Raw genomic sequence first — 16,436 nt, forward strand, 5'->3', positions numbered from 1 at the left:
TACACCGACCTTGAGCGGCAACGATCAAGGCGGTGTGCCTGTAGCCGTTACACCCGCTCGCTGCTGACCGCCACATAGCGCGCACGGCCGGCGCCCAGGCCGGCAACGATGGCGCCCACGCCGATCACCGCGAAGATCCAGCCCACTGCCGTCCAGCCGCCGGTCCAGTCATGCACCAGGCCGACTGCGAACGGCCCCATGGACGCCAGCGTGTACCCGATGCCCTGGGCCATGCTCGACAGGTTGGCGGCGACATGGGCGTCCCGCGAGCGCAGTACGATCAAGGTCAGCGCCAGGCTGAACGTGCCGCCCTGGCCCAGCCCCAGCAAAATCGCCCAGCCCCACAGCCCGTCGAGCGGCGCATACAGGCAGCCGAACAAGCCGCCGAGGGTCAGCAGCATCACCACCACGATTGCCAGGCGCTGGTCCTTGCCACGGGTGGCCAGCCACGGTGCGGCGAGAGAACTCAGCAATTGCACAATGATCGAGCCCGACAATGCCAAGCCGGCTTCGGTGGCCGTCAGGCCACGGCCGATCAGGATCGACGGCAGCCAGCCGAACACGATGTACGCCAACGACGATTGCAGGCCCATGTACAAGGTCACCTGCCAGGCCAGAGGGTCGCGCAGCAACCCCTTCACGCGGTAGGCGACCCGATGGGCACCGTGTTTGTGCCCGACTTGCGGTAACCAGAACAACGCCGCGACCAACGCCGGCACAATCCAGAATCCCAAGCCAATGCGCCAACGGTCGCCGAAGTAATGACTGAGTGGCACCGTCGAGCCCGCCGCCAACGCCGCACCCAGGCACAGCGCCATGGTGTAGACGCCGGTCATCGCGCCCGCCTGTTTGGCAAAGTCGCGCTTGACGATGCCCGGCAGCAACACACCAATGATGCCGATACTTGCCCCGGCGATCAGGCTGCCGGCGAACAGGCCAAGCTCACCGAATGAGCTGCGCAGGATGATCCCTGCGGCCAACGTCAGCAGAATCCCCAGCACCACGCGCTCGGCACCGAAACGTCGGGCCAGGATCGGCGCCGTGGGCGCGAACAGCCCCAGGCACAGCACCGGCAAAGTGGTCAGTAAACCGGCCTTGGCCGCCGACAGCCCAAGGCTTTGTGAGACCTCAGCCAGCAGCGGCGACATGCTCGACAGTGCCGGGCGCAGGTTCAGCGCCACCAGGATCAGGCCCAGCAGCAACAGCCACGGGCGGCTTACCACGGGGTGGGCGTGCTGCACTTCCTCGTCATCGGCTTCGGCGTCGATCAGCAGCTCTTCAAGTTCGGTCGTGCGTTTGGCTTCAAGGTTCATTGATCAACTGCCGGCAGAGGGATTTGGCGCGTTCCGGGTCTTGGTTTTCGACCGCGTCGAGCAAGGCGATATGCAGGTCGAACACGGCCTGGCGGCGCGGTGAGATATTCAGGGTCTGGCGCAACTGCGCGCCGACGATGGCGGAGAAATACTGGTACAGCTCGCTCAAGGCAGGGTTGTGCGCAGCGTCGACCAAGTGTTTGTGAAACACCAGGTCGGCGCTGATATAGGCCTCCAAATCACCGTGGTACAACTCGGCGCTGGCGTCCAGTGCGCTGCGCAACAGCGTCAAATCTTGCGCGGTACGCCGCTGTGCAGCCAGGCCGATGGCCTCCACTTCCAGGATCTGCCGCGTCTCTTGCGCCTGCTCGAGCGTGCAGTGCGACAGCGCCCGCATCGCACCCAACGGGTCGGTCATCGAGCGCAGGTAACTGCCGTCACCCTGGCGCACTTCGATCAACCCGGAGAACGCCAACACCCGCATGGCCTCACGCACGGTATTACGGCTGATACCCAGCTCGGCGGACAGCTCGGGCTCGGTGGGCAAGCGCTCACCAATGGCCCATCGGCCTTCAGTGATGCGCAGGCGTAACTGCTCCAGGGCCTGGTCGACCAGGGAGCGTTTGATCAATGGGGCGATGTCTGTCATGGGTTTTGCGCTTTCGTCCAATCATAGGATGAATTTTCCTACAGCCTATTCGGACTTTCTTACGAAGGCAACGCACTAGGGTTCTATGAACAACCCCGAGCTGTGCTACATCCGTGGCGCCTTCACCTACACCGTGAACAACGACGCTGAAGCACTCAAAGCGTCCTAGCCCCAAAAAAACAAACCCGGCACAGGGCCGGGTTTGTTTGTTCAACCCTCGATCAATGCAAAATCTGGCTCAAGAACAACTTGGTCCGATCGTTCTGCGGGTTGTCGAAGAAGTCATTCGGTGCTGCCTGTTCCACGATTTCGCCCTTGTCCATGAAGATCACGCGGTTGGCCACGGTACGGGCAAAGCCCATTTCGTGGGTCACGCACAACATGGTCATGCCGTCTTCGGCCAAGCCGATCATGGTGTCCAGCACCTCTTTCACCATTTCCGGGTCGAGTGCCGAGGTCGGCTCATCGAACAGCATGATCTTCGGCTTCATGCACAGCGCACGGGCAATCGCCACACGCTGTTGCTGGCCGCCGGACAGTTGCCCCGGAAACTTGTGGGCCTGCTCCGGGATGCGCACGCGCTCCAGGTAGTGCATGGCGATTTCCTCGGCCTTGCGCTTGGGCATCTTGCGCACCCACATCGGTGCCAGCGTGCAGTTCTGCAGGATGGTCAGGTGCGGGAACAGGTTGAAGTGCTGGAACACCATGCCGACTTCGCGGCGGATCGCTTCGATCTGCTTGAGGTCGTTGGTCAGTTCCACGCCATCGACCACGATGCGGCCTTGCTGGTGTTCTTCCAGGCGGTTGAGGCAGCGGATGGTGGTGGACTTGCCCGACCCCGACGGGCCGCACAGCACGATACGCTCGCCCTGCTTGACGTTGAGGTTGATGTCTTTCAACACGTGGAACTGGCCATACCACTTGTTGACGCCCTGCATCTGGATAATGCCTTCAGGGCTCACAGGCTGTTTGATCGCTTCGCTCATAACAACAACTCCTAACGCTTGTGGCCTGTGTCGAGCTTGTGTTCCAAATGAATGGAATAGCGCGACATACCAAAACAGAAAATCCAGAACACCAGGGCCGCGAACACGTAGCCTTCGGTGGCCATGCCCAACCATTTGGGGTCGGCGGCGGCTTGCTTGACGCTGTTGAGCAGGTCGAACAGGCCGATGATGATCACCAGGCTGGTGTCCTTGAACAGCGCAATGAACGTGTTGACGATGCCCGGAATCACCAGCTTCAGGGCTTGCGGCAGAATCACCAGGCCCATGCTGCGCCAGTAACCCAGGCCCATCGCCGCAGCGGCTTCGTACTGACCTTTTGGAATCGCCTGCAGGCCACCGCGCACCACCTCGGCCACGTAGGCCGACTGGAACAGGATCACGCCAATCAATGCACGCAGCAATTTGTCGATGCCCATGCCCTCAGGCAGGAACAACGGCAGCATCACCGAGGACATGAACAGCACGGTGATCAATGGCACGCCACGCCAGAATTCGATGAAGGTCACGCAGACCACTCGAATCGCCGGCATATTCGAACGCCGCCCCAACGCCAGCATGATGCCCAGTGGCAACGCGCCGGCGATGCCGACAGTGGCGATCACCAAGGTCAGCATCAGGCCGCCCCATTGGCTGGTCGCCACGTTGGTCAGGCCGAAGATCCCGCCGTGCAGCAGGAAGTAGGCAATGATCGGATACAGCACCAGAAAGCTCAGGCCGTAGACCGCCTTGCGCTGGAAGCGCGAGATGAACAACGGCGCCACGCCGACAATGGCCAGCCACACGGTGAGGTCTACGCGCCAGCGCAGGTCGCCGGGGTAGTAGCCGTACATGAACTGCCCGAAGCGCTGTTGGATAAACACCCAGCAGGCGCCTTCCTTAGTGCAATCGGCGCGCGTGGTGCCGACCCAGTTGGCGTCCAGGATTGCCCAATGCAGGATTGGTGGCACCACCAGGTAGATCAGGTAAAACGCCAACAGGGTCAGCAGGGTGTTGAGCCAGCTGGAAAACAGGTTGGCGCGCATCCATGCCATCGGCCCGAACACTTTGTTCGGCGGTGGCATATCAGGTTTGAACGTATGCGTACTCATGCGTGTTTCCTCACCGCTCGATCAGCGCAATGCGCTTGTTGTACCAGTTCATCAGCAGGGAAATGCTGATGCTGATCGCCAGGTACACGCTCATGGTGATGGCAATGACTTCGATGGCCTGGCCGGTCTGGTTGAGCACCGTGCCGGCAAACAGCGAAACCATTTCCGGGTAACCGATACCGGCAGCCAGCGACGAGTTTTTCGCCAGGTTCAGGTATTGGCTGGTCAGCGGCGGGATGATCACTCGCAGTGCCTGCGGAATGATGACCTTGCGCAGCGTCGGCCCAGGGCGCAGGCCCAGGGAGCGCGCGGCTTCGGTCTGGCCATGGCTGACGGACTTGATGCCCGAACGCACGATCTCGGCAATAAACGCTGCCGTGTAGACAGTAAGCGCCAGGGTCAGTGCCAGCAGTTCAGGGATGAGTACCCAGCCGCCGACAAAGTTGAAACCCTGCAGCTTGGGCATTTCCCAGTGCAGCGGTGTACCGAAGATCAAGGCGCACAAGGCCGGGATCACGATGAACAGCGCCAGGCCCGCCCAGAACTTATGGAAGGGGACGCCGGTGGCTTCAAAGCGCTTGTTGGCCCAGCGCGCCATCAGCACGATTGCCACGATGGCAACGACGATGCTGACCACGAACGGCCAGAAACCGTCAGCGGCAATCGCTGCCGGCATGTTCAGGCCACGGCTGCTGACAAAGAAGGTATCGCCGAAGTTATGGCTGTTGCGCGGCCCCGGCATGGTCAGGAACACCGCGAAGTACCAGAACAGGATTTGCAGCAGTGGCGGAATGTTGCGGAACACCTCCACATACACGGTCGCCAGCTTGTTGATCATCCAGTTCGGCGACAGCCGCGCCACGCCGATGACGAACCCGAGCAGCGTCGCCAGGATCACGCCGATAAACGTCACCAGCAGGGTGTTGAGCAAACCGATCACAAACACCCGGGCATAACTGTCCGATTCGGTGTAATCGATCAAATGCTGCGCGATGCCGAAGCCGGCACTGCGCTCAAGAAAGTCGAAACCCGAGGTAATGCCTCGGTGCTGAAGGTTGGTCTGGGTATTGTTGAAGAGGTACCAGCCCAGCGAGACCACCGCCACAATCGTGATGATCTGGAAGAGCCACGCACGCACTTTGGGATCGCTGAAGCTGAGCTTCTGCTTGGGTGCGCCGATTTGATTTTGCATGAAGTGCCCCGGAAATAATGGAACAGAACATCACCCGGCGGTTGGCCCACCGGGTGACAGAACCATCAGCGATCAGCGCACAGGTGGTGCGTATTGAATGCCGCCAGCGTTCCACAGCGCGTTCAGGCCACGGTCGATTTCCAGCGGGGTGCTCTTGCCCAGGTTGCGCTCGAACACTTCACCGTAGTTACCGACTTGCTTGACGATCTGTACGACCCAGTCTTTCTTCACTTTCAAGTCTTTGCCGTATTCGCCGTCAGCACCGAGCAGACGGGCAACGTCCGGGTTCTTGGTGGACTTGGCTTCAGCTTCAACGTTTTTGGAGGTGATACCGGCTTCTTCAGCGTTGAGCATGGCGTAGCCCACCCAGCGCACGATGGCCAGCCACTCGTCGTCGCCGTTACGCACGACTGGGCCCAACGGTTCTTTGGAAATGGTTTCCGGCAGAACGACGTAGTCCTTCGGTGCGGCCAGCTTGCTGCGCTGTGCGAACAGTTGGGACTTGTCGGAGGTCAGCACGTCGCAACGACCGGATTCCAGCGACTTGGCGCTTTCGTCGGAGGTGTCGAAGGTGATCGGGGTGTATTTGAGGCCGTTGCCACGGAAGTAGTCGGAAACGTTCAGCTCAGTGGTGGTACCGGCCTGGATGCAGATGGTTGCACCGTCCAGTTCCTTGGCACTTTTCACGCCCAGCTTGTTGTTTACCAGGAAGCCGATGCCGTCGTAGTAAGTGATGAAGCCCGGGAATTTCAGGCCCATGCCGGCGTCGCGGGAGCTGGTCATGGTGGTGTTACGGGACAGAATGTCGACTTCGCCGGATTGAAGCGCGGTGAAACGCTCCTTGGCATTCAACTGGCTGAATTTGACCTTGGTAGCGTCGCCGAAAACGGCAGCGGCCACAGCGCGGCACACGTCAGCGTCGATCCCCAGGATCTTGCCGCTGGCATCCGGCACCGAGAAACCCGGCAGGCCGTCACTCACGCCACATTGCACAAAGCCTTTCTTCTGCACGGCGTCCAGGGTGGCGCCCGCTTGGGCGAAACCACTGACACCCAGTACAGCCGCCGCGGAAACGATGGCCAGGGTGGATTTCAATACCTTCATTCAAACCTCCAGTTTGCTCTTGTTGTGTCGGAGCTCGAACCTCAGCGCACCCTTATGAGGCGATATCGACCCGTGTTGGCTTTTTTTAGGGTCAAGCGGCATGAAGTTGTCGCAGTAATTCCAGTTGCTATCCCACAAGCGGCAGTCACTGATAGTGTTACCGTCCCAGGAAAGTTCTGACATCGACCTACACATAGCAAGGCGCGTACCAGAGTGCCGGCTGAGCCGTTTCAGCCCATGATCAAGTGCAAAAGATTCAACCTTGCGACATTCTCTTAACAGATCAACCAGCGGCGCACCGTTCCGTCGCACTTAATCGGAGCGCACGCACATTAATGGAGCAGACATGACCGAACCCTTGATTCTTCAGCCCGCCAAGCCCGCAGACGCCTGCGTAATCTGGTTGCATGGCCTGGGTGCCGATCGCTACGACTTCCTGCCGGTGGCCGAAGCGTTGCAGGAAACTTTGCTGACCACCCGCTTCGTTTTGCCCCAAGCGCCCACCCGCCCGGTGACGATCAACGGTGGCTACGAGATGCCCAGTTGGTACGACATCAAGGCCATGAGCCCTGCCCGCTCCATCAGCCTGGAGGAGCTGGAAGTCTCGGCCAGCATGGTCGCGGATTTGATCGAAGCGCAGAAGAGAACCGGAATAGACGCTTCGCGGATTTTCCTCGCGGGTTTTTCCCAGGGCGGCGCCGTGGTTTTCCACACCGCGTTTATGAATTGGGAAGGACCGTTGGGTGGCGTGATCGCCCTTTCCACGTATGCACCGACCTTCGATAACGCGCTGGAATTGTCTGCCAGCCAGCAGCGCATTCCCACCCTGTGCCTGCACGGCCAGTACGATGACGTAGTGCAGAACGCCATGGGCCGCAGCGCCTACGAGCATTTGAAGAGCCGTGGTGTCACCGTGACATGGCAGGAATACCCAATGGGCCACGAAGTGTTACCTGAAGAGATCCGTGATATCGGTGCCTGGTTGACCGCTCGCCTGGGTTGAACACTGCCGTTTATGTAGCCGTATGACAGACGCACTACGCCGCGCCCGATTCTTGCATTACACTGGCCGGCGTACATTCCTTAACCAATTAATGAGATCACCGTGCTCAAAGCACTTAAGAAGATGTTCGGCAAAAGCGAGGCTGAGCCGCTCGCGCCAGTTCCCAGTGCTCCTGTCCCGACACCCGGCAGCCGCAACGACGGTCAACAGCCCGGCCGGACCGCACCTGCCGCCCAGCCGAAGAAGCCGACCGTGACGCCGCCTGAACCGGCGCAACCGGTTGAAGCCGCTCCCGTGCCAGTCGCAGCCGCCGCGCCCGTCGCCCCCAAGCCGCGTCGCGAACGTGCGCCAAAACCGCCCGTGACCCCATGGAAGCTCGAAGATTTCGTCGTCGAGCCCCAGGAAGGCAAGACTCGCTTCCACGATTTCAAACTGGCCCCGGAACTGATGCACGCCATCCAGGACCTGGGCTTCCCGTACTGCACGCCGATCCAGGCGCAGGTGCTGGGCTTTACCCTGGCGGGCAAAGACGCCATTGGCCGCGCCCAGACCGGTACCGGCAAGACCGCCGCGTTCCTGATCTCGATCATCACCCAGTTGCTGCAGACGCCGCCGCCGAAAGAGCGCTACATGGGTGAACCGCGCGCACTGATCATCGCCCCGACCCGGGAGCTGGTGGTACAGATCGCCAAGGACGCCGCCGACCTGACCAAGTACACCGGCCTCAACGTGATGACGTTCGTCGGTGGCATGGACTTCGACAAGCAGCTCAAGCACCTCGAAGCCCGCCATTGCGACATCCTGGTGGCGACACCGGGCCGCCTGCTGGACTTCAACCAGCGCGGCGACGTGCACCTGGACATGGTCGAAGTGATGGTACTGGACGAAGCCGACCGCATGCTCGACATGGGCTTTATCCCGCAAGTGCGTCAGATCATTCGCCAGACCCCGCCGAAAAGCGAACGCCAAACCCTGCTGTTCTCCGCGACCTTCACCGAAGACGTGATGAACCTCGCCAAGCAATGGACCACCGACCCGTCCATCGTCGAGATCGAGGCGCTTAACGTTGCCAGCGAAAACGTCGAGCAACACATCTACGCCGTGGCCGGTGCCGACAAATACAAACTGCTCTACAACCTGGTCAACGACAATGGCTGGGAGCGGGTAATGGTGTTCGCCAACCGCAAGGACGAAGTGCGCCGCATCGAAGAACGCCTGGTACGCGATGGTGTGAACGCTGCGCAACTGTCGGGCGATGTGCCGCAACACAAGCGCATCAAGACCCTGGAAGGTTTCCGCGAAGGCAAAATTCGCGTGCTGGTGGCCACTGACGTGGCAGGTCGCGGGATTCACATCGACGGCATCAGCCACGTGATCAACTTCACCCTGCCGGAAGTGCCGGACGACTACGTGCACCGCATTGGCCGCACCGGCCGTGCCGGGGCGGCGGGGGTGTCGATCAGCTTTGCTGGGGAAGATGACTCGTATCAGCTGCCGTCGATCGAGGCGCTGTTGGGGCGCAAGATCAGCTGCGAGACGCCGCCGACGCATCTGTTGCGCCCGGTAGAACGCAAACGCCCCTAAAGCTGGAATGCAGTAAAAAAATGTGGGAGCGGGCTTGCTCGCGAATGCGGTGTATCAGTACCAGATTCATTGACTGACACTGCGCATTCGCGAGCAAGCCCGCTCCCACATTGGGTTTTGTGTTTAGCCAGCTACTTCCAGCGGTCTGCAGCGGCGTGGTCGCTACTGCGCCCTTCCACCCAACGCGGCCCCTCACTGGTATTTTCCTTCTTCCAAAACGGCGCCCGCGTCTTCAAGTAATCCATCACAAACGCACAGGCATCAAATGCAGCCTGGCGATGGGCGCTGGCTGCCGCGACGAACACAATCGGCTCACCCGGTTCCAGCGCGCCCACACGGTGCAGCACCTCCAGCTTGAGCAACGGCCAGCGTTGTTCGGCTTCCACGACGATCTTGGCCAGGGCTTTCTCGGTCATGCCGGGGTAGTGTTCAAGGAACATTCCCGACACGTCGCGGCCATCGTTGAAGTCGCGCACATAGCCGACAAAGCTCACCACCGCGCCTACGCCGACATTGGCCGCATGCATCGCGTTGACCTCGGCGCCGGGGTCGAACGGCTCAGCCTGTACACGAATGGCCATGTTCAGCCTCCGGTCACGGGCGGGAAAAAGGCCACTTCATCACCGGCTTGCACCGGTTCATCAAGGCTGCACATCTCTTCGTTGCGCGCGCACATCAGGCTGGTTTCGTTGAGCACTGCAAACTCCGGGTCACTGGCCAGCGCCAGACGCACCGCGTCGACAGTGGCGAAGTCGCCCTCCATCTCCAACGAATCAAAGCCCACCGCTTCGGCGTAACGTGCAAAAAACAATACGTTGATACTCATGCCTGGTCCGCCTTGAAGTGCCCGCTTTTGCCGCCGAGCTTTTCCAGCAGGCGAATGCTTTCGATGGTCATACCGCGATCCACGGCCTTGCACATGTCGTAGATCGTCAAGGCCGCGACGCTGGCGGCGGTGAGGGCTTCCATCTCCACGCCGGTCTGGCCGGAGAGTTTGCAGCGCGCCAGGATATGCACAGCGTCCACGCCATCGGCACTCAGCTCGACCTTGACGCCCGTGAGCATCAGCGGGTGGCACAGGGGGATCAGGTCGCTGGTTTTTTTCGCCGCCTGGATTCCGGCAATACGGGCCACGGCAAACACGTCGCCCTTGGGGTGGGCGCCATCGACAATCATTTTCAGGGTCTCGGGTAGCATGCGCACACGCGCTTCAGCCACCGCCTCACGGAAGGTCACGGACTTGTCGGTGACGTCGACCATATGGGCGCGGCCTTGGGAATCGAGATGAGTCAGCACAGGGATACTCCTGATCAGGAGCATCGATTGTAAACCCAACGCATAACAAATGTGGGAGCTGGCTTGCCTGCGATGCAGGCACCTCGGTGTGTCAGTCACATCGCGGTGATGCTATCGCAGGCAAGCCAGCTCCCACAAAAGCCAGCTCCTGCACTGGCTGTGTTTTTACAGGTGAGATTCGGCGTATTCAGCCAGAATCGAACGTGGAACCCCTTGCAGCGCAATGTGCACGCCGTTCGGGAAGTCTTTGAAGCGTTCCGTCAGGTACGTCAGCCCGGAGCTGGTCGCGGACAGGTAAGGGGTGTCGATCTGTGCCAGGTTGCCCAGGCACACCACTTTGGAACCGGCGCCCGCACGGGTGATGATGGTTTTCATCTGGTGCGGGGTAAGGTTCTGGCATTCATCGATCAAAATCAGGCTTTGCTGGAAGCTGCGACCTCGGATGTAGTTGAGGGATTTGAACTGCAACGGCACTTTGCTGAGGATGTAGTCGACGCTGCCATGGGTGTTTTCGTCATCCATGTGCAAGGCTTCGAGGTTGTCGGTGATCGCCCCCAGCCACGGCTCCATTTTTTCCGCCTCGGTGCCGGGCAGGAAACCGATTTCCTGGTCCAGGCCCTGCACGCTGCGGGTGGCGATGATGCGGCGATAGCGCTTGGTCACCATGGTTTGCTCGATGGCGGCGGCCAGGGCGAGGATGGTTTTCCCCGAGCCTGCGGCGCCGGTCAGGTTGACCAGGTGAATGTCCGGGTCGAGCAGCGCGTACAGCGCCAGGCTCTGGTAGATATCACGCGGTTTCAGGCCCCAGGCTTCCTGGTGCAACAGGGGTTCCTGATGCAGGTCGAGGATCAGCAACTTGTCGACCTGGATCTCTTTGATCCAGCCCACGAAGCCCTGCTCGTCGATGATGAACTCGTTGATGTGCACGGCCGGCAGGTTGTCGATCAACTGCACCTGGTGCCAGGTGCGGCCATGGTCCTGACGGGTTTCGACTTTGCTGACCAGGTCCCAGAAGGAGCCCGTCACCGTGTGATACCCACGGGAGAGCATCGACACGTCGTCGACCAGTTGGTCGGTGCTGTAGTCCTCGGCAGCGATCCCACACGCTCGTGCCTTGAGGCGCATATTGATGTCTTTGGTCACCAGCACCAGGCGCAGGTCCTTGTCGCGTGCGTGCAGGTCGATCAATTGGTTGATGATTTTGTTGTCGTTCAGATTTTCCGGCAGCAGGCTGTTGGGCTCGCTGCGCTTGCTCATCAGAATCGACAGCAACCCCTTGGGTCCGCTTTTGCCGCGCTGGATCGGTACGCCGACTTCGACGTCTTCCGGCGACGCTTCGCCCAATGTCTTGTCGATCAGGCGGATGGCCTGGCGGCATTCGGCGGCAACGCTGTGGTGCCCGCTTTTGAGTTTGTCGAGCTCCTCAAGCACGATCATCGGGATGGCGACGTGGTGTTCTTCGAAGTTGAGCAGTGCGTTTGGATCGTGAATCAGTACGTTGGTATCAAGCACATAAAGGATTGGCTGGTCGGAAGAAGGGTTACGTCCATGATCATCCATACTCGGTCACCTTTGTGGGAGCCAGTCGACGCAATACCTGGGCGGTGCTGCGCCTCGATTCGACCACCGACTGCACCTGAGTGACGTCAAGCGCAGTGCCCACATGAGGAGTCTTGGAAGACGCCACCTGTGCTGCAGGTTTCGGCGATCTGACTTCGTAATACCGCAAAACCCATGACAGGAAAAAGCACTTTGACGCTTTTTTGAAGTTTATTTTTCAGGATGACGAATAGCACTAGTCGAGTGCCACGTACCCCGCTAAAGTCGGAAGTCCGCCTGCATCGAAACATCGCAAAAAATCACCCCAAAAAGGCCTTATCCCCAACAGGGCCGGGCATTTTCAGCGAAACGCCTCTCGGCAGTCCTGCCAACCCAGACCACTCTGCGCCGTCGCCTGCAACAAGATCGGCAACGCCACCCGTGCCTTGTCCTGGGTGTCATGAAAAACAATCACACCCTTGCGCCACAGCAGCATCAACGTCAGCACCCGTTGCGCCGATTCTTCGGCCTTGAGCTTGCCCGGTTCGTCCTGGGAATCAATGTCCCACAACGCCACTTGCAGGCCCTGTGCCTGGAAAAAGCCCTGGCTGTCCGCACGGCGTTGGCCATAGGGCGGACGGAACAGCGGCACGTAGTTTTCCGGCATCAGGTTTTGCGCCAGCGAGGCGCTGCGGGTAATCGAACCCTGCCAATCCACCCAATGGCTGTGGGAGCGATACTGCCAGCCCTGGGTGCCGACGCACTGGCCTTGGTACAACGCCTGCACATCGGCGACCGAACTGCGCTCCACACGGGTTTGCAGGCTGCTGCCGAGGGCAAAGAACGTCGCGTTCATCTTCTGCTTGCGCAGGTAGTCGGTGAGCCAATCGGTGTTGCCGCTGACCGGTGCCGGGCCGCCGTCAAACGTGAGCAGGAACAAGCGATCGTTGAATTCGTCGCCATTACGTTCATGGTCGCCGAAGCGCGCGATTTCGCTGCTGATCTGCGGGAACAGCGCGGCCTTGCGCAGCAACTCGTCCAGATAACGTTCGTGGAAGACATGGCTGGGGCCGGCCCAGCCTATATAGAAGGAGTTTTCGCTGACCTCGAACTTGCCGGCCTGCTCGCGCAGGTCGTCCATGCTCTCGACCAGGTAGCAGAATGAGGCGTCCTCCTCGCAGCTTTGCTGGGCGAAGGTGTAGTTCTCCAACAGACGCTGCCAGAGCTGGCGGCGCAGGTCATCGATGGCGGCCAGGTTGATGATCTTCAGGCCCAGGCGCTGCTTGAGCGCGGCCTCGTCCTGGTTCTCGCTGGCCAGCAGGCTGTGGGCGAACATGAGGATTTCCGCGCGCGAGGCCACATCGAACAGCGCCGGGCTGCCGAGTTTTTCCGGCCAGGTGCTGCGGTCCAGGCTGGCCACATCCACGGGCGCCGCGTGGGCATTGAGGCACAACAAGCAAGCCGACAACAAAAGCGCAATTCGCACACGGGGTCTCCCTCTCCAGAGTCACCGGCCATCATAGCGGATCGCGCCTATCGCCATCATAGGTGGAGTCAAACCGCCCAACCCCCTAGAATCCCCCCACGTTTACAGGAGACGACTTCATGCTGATGGTGATTTCCCCCGCCAAGACCCTCGATTTCGAGACCGCGCCAGCGACGCAGCGCTTTACCCTGCCGCAGTACCTGGACCACTCCCAGGAGCTGATCGAGCAACTGCGCACCTTCAGCCCGGCGCAAATCAGCGAACTGATGCACGTATCCGACAAAATCGGCGGCCTCAACGCCGCCCGCTTCGGCAGTTGGACCCCTGCCTTCACCCCCGCCAACGCCAAGCAGGCGTTGCTGGCGTTCAAAGGCGATGTGTACACCGGCTTGAATGCCGAAACCTTCAGCGATGCCGACTTCTCCTACGCCCAGGATCACTTGCGCATGCTCTCGGGCCTATACGGTCTGCTGCGGCCCTTGGACTTGATGATGCCGTACCGCCTGGAGATGGGCACCAAGCTGCCTAACGCCCGTGGCAAGGACCTGTACGCCTTCTGGGGCACGCGCATCAGCGAATGGCTTAACGAAGCGCTGGCCGAACAAGGCGACGACGTGCTGCTCAACCTGGCCTCCAACGAATACTTTTCGGCGGTCAAGCGCACTGCGCTGAATGCGCGAATCATCAATACCGAGTTCAAGGACCTGAAGAACGGCCAGTACAAGATCATCAGTTTCTACGCCAAGAAGGCGCGGGGCATGATGAGCCGCTTTGTGATCGAAGAGCGCATCAACGACCCGGCCAAGCTCAAGCAGTTTGACGTGCAGGGCTATCGCTTCAATGCCGAGCAGTCGAAGCCGGACAATTTGGTGTTCTTGCGCGATCACGCACCGGAATAAAGCGGCCGCTCCTTTCGCCGCACTGAATCTCAACTGTGGGAGCTGGCTTGCCTGCGATGGCGGTGCATCAGTCGATTCATTTCTGACTGATACACCGGCATCGCAGGCAAGCCAGCTCCCACATTTTTTTGCGCATTTCAATCAGGGAATCGTCATTATTTTGGCGTCAAAAAATATCCTGACTCATCTCTAACAATTCTTTCACTCGACATTCGTCGATTTTTTTCGTAGTGGCACCACTTTTTTAAAACACTAGTGGCACAAAACTATCCCAGCGTGCCAACTCCCTATAACTACTGGCCCAAATAGCAAGTGCTATCAATATAGTACTAGTGCCATCTTTGCCAATATTTCAAGAAATTTCAGGAAACAGGATGAGTGGGCTGGAACTTCGTCCTAAAGCACCGCTCATACCACCGGTAACGAAATTCTCTGTTTCTGTAGGAGATGACTTACACGGCAGACCAACGGAAGTAGCGAAGTTGTCACATTAACTTTGACTCAGTGGTCACATTACCAACCGATTAGTTGAGAGCGGCGATAAGGATCAATTGCCACGAACTATAAGGCCAAGGCTGTGCTTACCCTAATGGGTCAGTGAGACAACCCAAGGCATTGATATTTAAGGCTTAAAGCCCCCTATCAAAGCCATGCGGCACTGGCGCCGAGCCCTTCTCCCAGGAAGGCTGGCTGCATTTCAGGGCAAGCCCCAATAACAAGGCCAAGTTGCGCACAACTTGAGTGCAATAGTTAGTCACTCACTATTTAACATGCCTGTACGCGGTAAGTCGGCGTCTATTCGCTCAACTTCCGTGGCATCAGTGACGCTTGCAAACATGAACTCCGGCCATTAATTGGCATGATTAACACAGTCTTGAATGACAAAGAGGTAAATGCGATGCGCATCAGCATATTTGGTCTCGGTTACGTTGGCGCAGTATGTGCCGGTTGCCTGTCTGCCCGCGGCCACGAAGTGGTTGGCGTAGACATCTCCAAGGACAAGATTGACCTGATCAATGCGGGCAAATCGCCAATCGTTGAACCAGGTCTGGGCGAGCTGTTGAGCCAGGGTATCGAAACTGGCCGACTGCGTGGCACCACCAACTTCGCCGAAGCCATCCGCGATACCGACCTGTCGATGATTTGCGTCGGTACGCCAAGCAAGAAAAACGGCGATCTGGAGCTGGACTACATCGAAGCGGTATGCCGCGAAATCGGTCTGGTCCTGCGTGACAAAGCCACCCGCCACACCGTGGTTGTGCGCAGCACCGTACTGCCGGGCACTGTGGCCAACGTGGTCATCCCGATCCTCGAAGACTGCTCCGGCAAAAAAGCCGGCGTCGACTTCGGCGTTGCAGTCAACCCGGAATTCCTGCGTGAATCCACCGCCATCGCCGACTACGACCTGCCACCGATGACCGTCATCGGCGAGTTCGACAAAGCCTCCGGCGATGTCCTGCAGTCGCTGTACGAAGAACTCGACGCACCGATCATCCGCAAGGACATCGCCGTTGCCGAGATGATCAAGTACACCTGCAACGTGTGGCACGCCACCAAAGTGACCTTCGCCAACGAGATCGGCAACATTGCCAAGGCCGTCGGCGTCGACGGTCGCGAAGTGATGGAAGTGGTCTGCCAGGACAAGACCCTCAACCTGTCCCAGTACTACATGCGCCCAGGCTTCGCCTTCGGTGGTTCGTGCCTGCCTAAAGACGTGCGCGCCCTCACCTACCGCGCCAGCTCCCTGGACGTGGAAGCGCCGCTGCTCAACTCGCTGATGCGCAGCAACGAGTCCCAGGTACAGAACGCCTTCGACATCGTCTCCAGCCACGACAAACGCAAAGTCGCACTGCTGGGCCTGAGCTTCAAGGCCGGCACCGATGACCTGCGCGAAAGCCCGCTGGTCGAGCTGGCCGAAATGCTGATCGGCAAGGGCTACGACCTGAGCATCTACGACAGCAACGTCGAGTACGCCCGTGTCCACGGCGCGAACAAAGACTACATCGAAGGCAAGATCCCGCACGTGTCGTCCCTGCTCAACTCGGACTTCGACGACGTGATCAACAACTCCGACGTGATCATCCTGGGCAACCGCGATGAGAAGTTCCGGGCCCTGGCGCAGAACGCACCACACGGCAAGCAAGTGATCGACCTGGTGGGCTTCATGTCCAAGGCCACCAGCACGAGCGGTCGTACCGAAGGCATTTGCTGGTAACAGAAGAGCAGCGGCAAGTTTCGAGCCGCAAGCTGCAAGTAAAAGCACTTCCACTTGCAGC

Annotated in this window: 15 protein-coding genes; 4 read left to right on the top strand and 11 right to left on the bottom strand. The window is 59.5% G+C overall.

Going from position 1 to position 16,436, the window contains the following annotated elements; genetic code table 11:
* Nucleotides 1–47 precede the first annotated feature (47 nt).
* The 6 genes from CWC48_RS05240 to CWC48_RS05265 all read right to left on the bottom strand — a co-directional run bounded on the left by CWC48_RS05240 (nt 48) and on the right by CWC48_RS05265 (nt 6,353).
* Nucleotides 48–1,313, bottom strand: a complete 1,266-nt coding sequence (locus CWC48_RS05240; RefSeq protein ID WP_100491451.1) for a CynX/NimT family MFS transporter — start codon at nt 1,311–1,313, stop codon at nt 48–50.
* The gene (locus tag CWC48_RS05245) at nt 1,303–1,962 is read right to left on the bottom strand and encodes a FadR/GntR family transcriptional regulator (RefSeq protein WP_078047001.1); all 660 of its coding nucleotides are present in this window, start codon (nt 1,960–1,962) and stop codon (nt 1,303–1,305) included. The genes CWC48_RS05240 and CWC48_RS05245 overlap by 11 nt, the downstream gene beginning before the upstream one ends.
* 221 nt (nt 1,963–2,183) lie before the next feature.
* Complete coding sequence (locus CWC48_RS05250; protein WP_003171943.1) at nt 2,184–2,948, bottom strand: amino acid ABC transporter ATP-binding protein; 765 nt, start codon at nt 2,946–2,948, stop codon at nt 2,184–2,186.
* A gap of 11 nt (nt 2,949–2,959) precedes the next feature.
* Entirely contained in the window at nt 2,960–4,057 is a 1,098-nt protein-coding gene (locus CWC48_RS05255; protein ID WP_078047000.1) for an amino acid ABC transporter permease, read from the bottom strand.
* Between the two features lie 10 nt (nt 4,058–4,067).
* Complete coding sequence (locus CWC48_RS05260) at nt 4,068–5,249, bottom strand: amino acid ABC transporter permease (RefSeq protein ID WP_100491452.1); 1,182 nt, start codon at nt 5,247–5,249, stop codon at nt 4,068–4,070.
* A gap of 72 nt (nt 5,250–5,321) precedes the next feature.
* On the bottom strand, nt 5,322–6,353 hold the full coding sequence (locus CWC48_RS05265; RefSeq protein WP_025855626.1) for an amino acid ABC transporter substrate-binding protein: 1,032 nt from the start codon (nt 6,351–6,353) through the stop codon (nt 5,322–5,324).
* Nucleotides 6,354–6,699: 346 nt separating this feature from the next.
* Between CWC48_RS05265 and CWC48_RS05270 the strand changes: the two genes are divergently transcribed.
* A complete protein-coding gene (locus tag CWC48_RS05270) occupies nt 6,700–7,356 on the top strand; it encodes an alpha/beta hydrolase (RefSeq protein ID WP_078046999.1) in 657 nt (218 codons plus the stop codon).
* A gap of 96 nt (nt 7,357–7,452) precedes the next feature.
* Nucleotides 7,453–8,940, top strand: coding sequence for an ATP-dependent RNA helicase RhlB (gene rhlB, locus CWC48_RS05275; protein WP_177409526.1), 1,488 nt, complete (start codon nt 7,453–7,455; stop codon nt 8,938–8,940).
* 131 nt (nt 8,941–9,071) lie between these two features.
* Here rhlB and moaE read toward each other — a convergent pair whose 3' ends face one another.
* From moaE to CWC48_RS05300, 5 genes are all read right to left on the bottom strand, one after another.
* Nucleotides 9,072–9,521: a molybdopterin synthase catalytic subunit MoaE gene (gene moaE, locus CWC48_RS05280; RefSeq protein WP_100491453.1), complete on the bottom strand. Its 450-nt coding sequence runs from the start codon at nt 9,519–9,521 to the stop codon at nt 9,072–9,074.
* A gap of 2 nt (nt 9,522–9,523) precedes the next feature.
* Nucleotides 9,524–9,766, bottom strand: a complete 243-nt coding sequence (gene moaD, locus CWC48_RS05285; RefSeq protein WP_100491454.1) for a molybdopterin converting factor subunit 1 — start codon at nt 9,764–9,766, stop codon at nt 9,524–9,526.
* Entirely contained in the window at nt 9,763–10,236 is a 474-nt protein-coding gene (gene moaC / locus CWC48_RS05290; protein ID WP_016978208.1) for a cyclic pyranopterin monophosphate synthase MoaC, read from the bottom strand. The genes moaD and moaC overlap by 4 nt, the downstream gene beginning before the upstream one ends.
* Before the next feature lie 165 nt (nt 10,237–10,401).
* Nucleotides 10,402–11,796 (bottom strand): PhoH family protein, encoded by a 1,395-nt coding sequence (locus tag CWC48_RS05295; protein WP_012722339.1) that lies wholly within the window; start codon nt 11,794–11,796, stop codon nt 10,402–10,404.
* A 340-nt stretch (nt 11,797–12,136) separates the two neighbouring features.
* The gene (locus CWC48_RS05300) at nt 12,137–13,261 is read right to left on the bottom strand and encodes a polysaccharide deacetylase family protein (protein WP_099494089.1); all 1,125 of its coding nucleotides are present in this window, start codon (nt 13,259–13,261) and stop codon (nt 12,137–12,139) included.
* 119 nt (nt 13,262–13,380) lie between these two features.
* Here CWC48_RS05300 and yaaA point away from each other — a divergent pair, with 119 nt between their 5' ends.
* Together yaaA and CWC48_RS05310 are read left to right on the top strand one after the other, a co-directional pair.
* The gene (gene yaaA / locus CWC48_RS05305) at nt 13,381–14,160 is read left to right on the top strand and encodes a peroxide stress protein YaaA (protein WP_099494088.1); all 780 of its coding nucleotides are present in this window, start codon (nt 13,381–13,383) and stop codon (nt 14,158–14,160) included.
* 898 nt (nt 14,161–15,058) lie between these two features.
* Nucleotides 15,059–16,375, top strand: a complete 1,317-nt coding sequence (locus tag CWC48_RS05310) for a nucleotide sugar dehydrogenase (RefSeq protein WP_078046994.1) — start codon at nt 15,059–15,061, stop codon at nt 16,373–16,375.
* The last annotated feature ends 61 nt before the right edge of the window (nt 16,376–16,436 follow it).

Origin of the sequence: Pseudomonas sp. S10E 269 (genome assembly GCF_002798465.1) — a bacterium.
Classification (GTDB): domain Bacteria; phylum Pseudomonadota; class Gammaproteobacteria; order Pseudomonadales; family Pseudomonadaceae; genus Aquipseudomonas; species Aquipseudomonas pergaminensis.

Excerpts from the sequence above, each read along its gene's own strand:
- moaD (WP_100491454.1), bottom strand. The coding sequence starts at position 9,766 with ATGAGTATCAACGTATTGTTTTTTGCACGTTACGCCGAAGCGGTGGGC.
- CWC48_RS05310 (WP_078046994.1), top strand. The coding sequence starts at position 15,059 with ATGCGCATCAGCATATTTGGTCTCGGTTACGTTGGCGCAGTATGTGCC.
- CWC48_RS05240 (WP_100491451.1), bottom strand. The coding sequence starts at position 1,313 with ATGAACCTTGAAGCCAAACGCACGACCGAACTTGAAGAGCTGCTGATC.
- moaE (WP_100491453.1), bottom strand. The coding sequence starts at position 9,521 with ATGGCCATTCGTGTACAGGCTGAGCCGTTCGACCCCGGCGCCGAGGTC.
- CWC48_RS05260 (WP_100491452.1), bottom strand. The coding sequence starts at position 5,249 with ATGCAAAATCAAATCGGCGCACCCAAGCAGAAGCTCAGCTTCAGCGAT.
- yaaA (WP_099494088.1), top strand. The coding sequence starts at position 13,381 with ATGCTGATGGTGATTTCCCCCGCCAAGACCCTCGATTTCGAGACCGCG.
- CWC48_RS05265 (WP_025855626.1), bottom strand. The coding sequence starts at position 6,353 with ATGAAGGTATTGAAATCCACCCTGGCCATCGTTTCCGCGGCGGCTGTA.
- CWC48_RS05245 (WP_078047001.1), bottom strand. The coding sequence starts at position 1,962 with ATGACAGACATCGCCCCATTGATCAAACGCTCCCTGGTCGACCAGGCC.
- CWC48_RS05295 (WP_012722339.1), bottom strand. The coding sequence starts at position 11,796 with ATGGATGATCATGGACGTAACCCTTCTTCCGACCAGCCAATCCTTTAT.
- CWC48_RS05270 (WP_078046999.1), top strand. The coding sequence starts at position 6,700 with ATGACCGAACCCTTGATTCTTCAGCCCGCCAAGCCCGCAGACGCCTGC.
- CWC48_RS05250 (WP_003171943.1), bottom strand. The coding sequence starts at position 2,948 with ATGAGCGAAGCGATCAAACAGCCTGTGAGCCCTGAAGGCATTATCCAG.
- CWC48_RS05255 (WP_078047000.1), bottom strand. The coding sequence starts at position 4,057 with ATGAGTACGCATACGTTCAAACCTGATATGCCACCGCCGAACAAAGTG.